The following is a 2,638-nucleotide window of genomic DNA, read 5'->3' as shown; positions in this document are numbered from 1 at the left end:
GGACACTGGCCCGAAGTTCAGCCGATCGATACCTCCTTCACGTGGCTGTCCTTACTTACCTGGAGCGACTTCGTGTCGCACACCGAGATTTATAGATGGCGGACGAGCACGGTAGATGGCGGATCTTGATGCGCGATCGATGACCAACGCGCTCACCTGCGGCAATGCCCTCGTGTTCGGAGATGGCGGTGGCATGATCCGCCAACTATCACCCTCAAGATCCGCCAACTGGCTTCCTCTGCACGTCCCTGACCTGCACCGGAGCGAGCGTGATCGGCCAATAACGACTCTCGGTCACACCGGCCCACAACCCCCTCCCGAACCGGCACCCGCCGCCACCACCGAGGCCGCCCCACGAATGCCCAATTCCCGCCGGGTGGGACGCAGAACGAAGATTCCGCACTCAACGCGCTCACCTCTTGGACCGCACCCCGGCTCCGGCTTGTCGACCGGTGGGTCACGACGCAGCCTGCCTGGAGTCCCCGTTTTCGTCCGAATAGGAGCCGACCATGGCCGAGCCCGGCAACCCCACGGTCACCTGGGCCGAACGCATGGAGCTCCTCAAGGACTCGGCACAGCAGCGGGTCCTGAACGCACCGATGCCGACCGCAGCGATGGCCCAACTCCTCGCGGACGGAAAGGCTGATGCTCTCGGGCGGTTCGAGGGCAGCCCGGTGCGCTACATGGACCGGTGGTGGAGGGAAGACGATCCCGGCTGGGTGGCACTCGACGAAGCCGCCTCTGCTCAACTCGACCTCCACGCCGAGCGCTACCGGGCCGCGACCGCGGCCACGACACCCGTCGGCACACCTCCCGAAGCGGACGTCGAGCTCGCCGAGCTGCCACCCGCCCAGCCCGAGGCGGGGGCAGCGTGAACAACGGACAATACGGTGGGGCACCGCAGCACGAACTCAACATCGTCAGCAACCTGCTGCGGGACAGCTCCACGGCGAACCAACTCCTCGTCGGCCGGAACCGCCAAAAGCCCCAGTACTGGCTCAGGCCCGACCACTTCCAGACGGACTGGCTCGGCGACGCCTACGAGGCACTGCTCTCCGGCGGGCTCGGCGACATCGATCAGCAGCTGCAGGCCTACCCGGGTGCCGATCGAGCGCAGGTCACCGCATACGCCGTCATCGCCAGAATGCTGACCCTCTACCGGCAGCGCGCCGCGGCGGGCGATCCCAAAGCCCAGTGGGCCGTCAATCAGGCGTCCCTGACCCACTCAGATTTCTGGGTGGGTCTCCACAACGACGTCAGCCAGATGGCACAGCCCACCTGGCCGGCCAACCCAGAGCACGCGCGGCACGATGCCTACGTCACCGCCCGCGCCGCCCAGCACCCCTCCACCATCGAGAACGTTCCGTTCGAACTGTCTCGCCCACGGGGCTATGACAATGAGGCGCGCCGTCGGGAACTGGCGGTCATCGGGGCGATCCTCAACGACCCGACGCGAGCCCAGCAGTTCCGGTACTCCCCACAGAACCCCGACGCATCGCCCTACTGGCTCCAGCCCCAGGACTTCGGCGACCCCGCGACCGCCGAGATCTGGGACGCCCTCGTCACGGGCCCGGACCCCGCTATCGCGCTTCCGGCAGCCACCGACCCGAACCTCACATGGCAAGAGCGGGCCGCCGCGATGATCCAGCACATCACCACACGTCTGGCCTACAACGACTACCACCGCTCCACCGGCGACCCGACGGCCCAGGCCCGCCTTGACGCCAACGTCTACCAGCGGCTCGCCATCGACCTGGAAAAGGCGAGCGCCCCGAACTTCAGCCCGAACCCCGACAACGCCGCCTGGTACGCGGTCGACTTCATCCTTGAGCCGAGCATTCCCGCCGCAGTCGAGGACCTGGCAGGCCGCGTCCGCGACTACGGGCTGTCCGACGCCTCCCTGGGCCAGATCGGCCTCGAGCTCGGCACCAACGTGGACTACGCCCTGGGCCAACTTGCGGAGCGTCTCGACGAAGGGCACCGCACCCTCGGCGGCTACAGCACACCGGAGCAGACCGCAATACCCGCACCCGAGCAGAGCGAGGGGCAAGCGAGCTACACCTCTGTGCCCACCGAGCGTCGAGTCCTGGTCTCGCTTGTGCAGGATCCGGGCCAGCTGCGTTGGGACGGCTCCACCCGCTCCCTGGCCGAACAGGACTTCACCCTTCCCGAGCACCGCTACCTCTTCAAGGCCATCCAGTCACTTTCGCCGGGCGCCGCCCAGGACCGGTGGCTGCTGAACAACAAGGCTGAGCAACTGGCCCGACGGGACGGGGCCCCACCGCTGGACTTCCAGGAGCTCGAAAGCATCGGGCTGGAGGCGCGCACACGCAAGGTCGACCCCGCTGGCCGGGGGGCCGGCCACCTCGTCACCATGACGGTCCGCCGCACCGCACGCGATGCCAGCACCGCGGTCGAGGCGGCCGCGCGAGAGACGCTCGACCCACGCGTTCTCATCGACCAGAGCCGCGAGCAGTTCAAACGGGCCACCCGCGAGGCGCTCCGCTACCAGGAGCAGTCCGTGCCCGAGCCCACCCTCTACAGCGCGCAACAGGCGCACGTCGCGTGATCGTGGCAGGCGCAACCAAGGGAGCCCCGCGTGGCTGCTGACGAGTCCGATGCGCGGCGGCCGGGCGGC

Annotated in this window: 2 protein-coding genes; both read left to right on the top strand. The window is 68.1% G+C overall.

Going from position 1 to position 2,638, the window contains the following annotated elements:
• Nucleotides 1-509: 509 nt before the first annotated feature.
• Nucleotides 510-875 (top strand): hypothetical protein, encoded by a 366-nt coding sequence (locus EEJ42_RS32440; RefSeq protein WP_246097534.1) that lies wholly within the window; start codon nucleotides 510-512, stop codon nucleotides 873-875.
• Nucleotides 872-2,569: a hypothetical protein gene (locus EEJ42_RS32435; RefSeq protein WP_123105503.1), complete on the top strand. Its 1,698-nt coding sequence runs from the start codon at nucleotides 872-874 to the stop codon at nucleotides 2,567-2,569. The genes EEJ42_RS32440 and EEJ42_RS32435 overlap by 4 nt, the downstream gene beginning before the upstream one ends.
• Nucleotides 2,570-2,638: the final 69 nt, after the last annotated feature.

This window comes from Streptomyces botrytidirepellens (genome assembly GCF_003721215.1).
GTDB classification, from domain to species: domain Bacteria; phylum Actinomycetota; class Actinomycetes; order Streptomycetales; family Streptomycetaceae; genus Streptomyces; species Streptomyces himastatinicus.
The sequence above is the reverse complement of the archived record's forward strand: the minus strand, read 5'-3'. Positions and strand labels throughout refer to the sequence as shown.

Coding starts and splice junctions, on each gene's coding strand:
- EEJ42_RS32440 (WP_246097534.1), top strand. CDS start 510: ATGGCCGAGCCCGGCAACCCCACGGTCACCTGGGCCGAACGCATGGAG.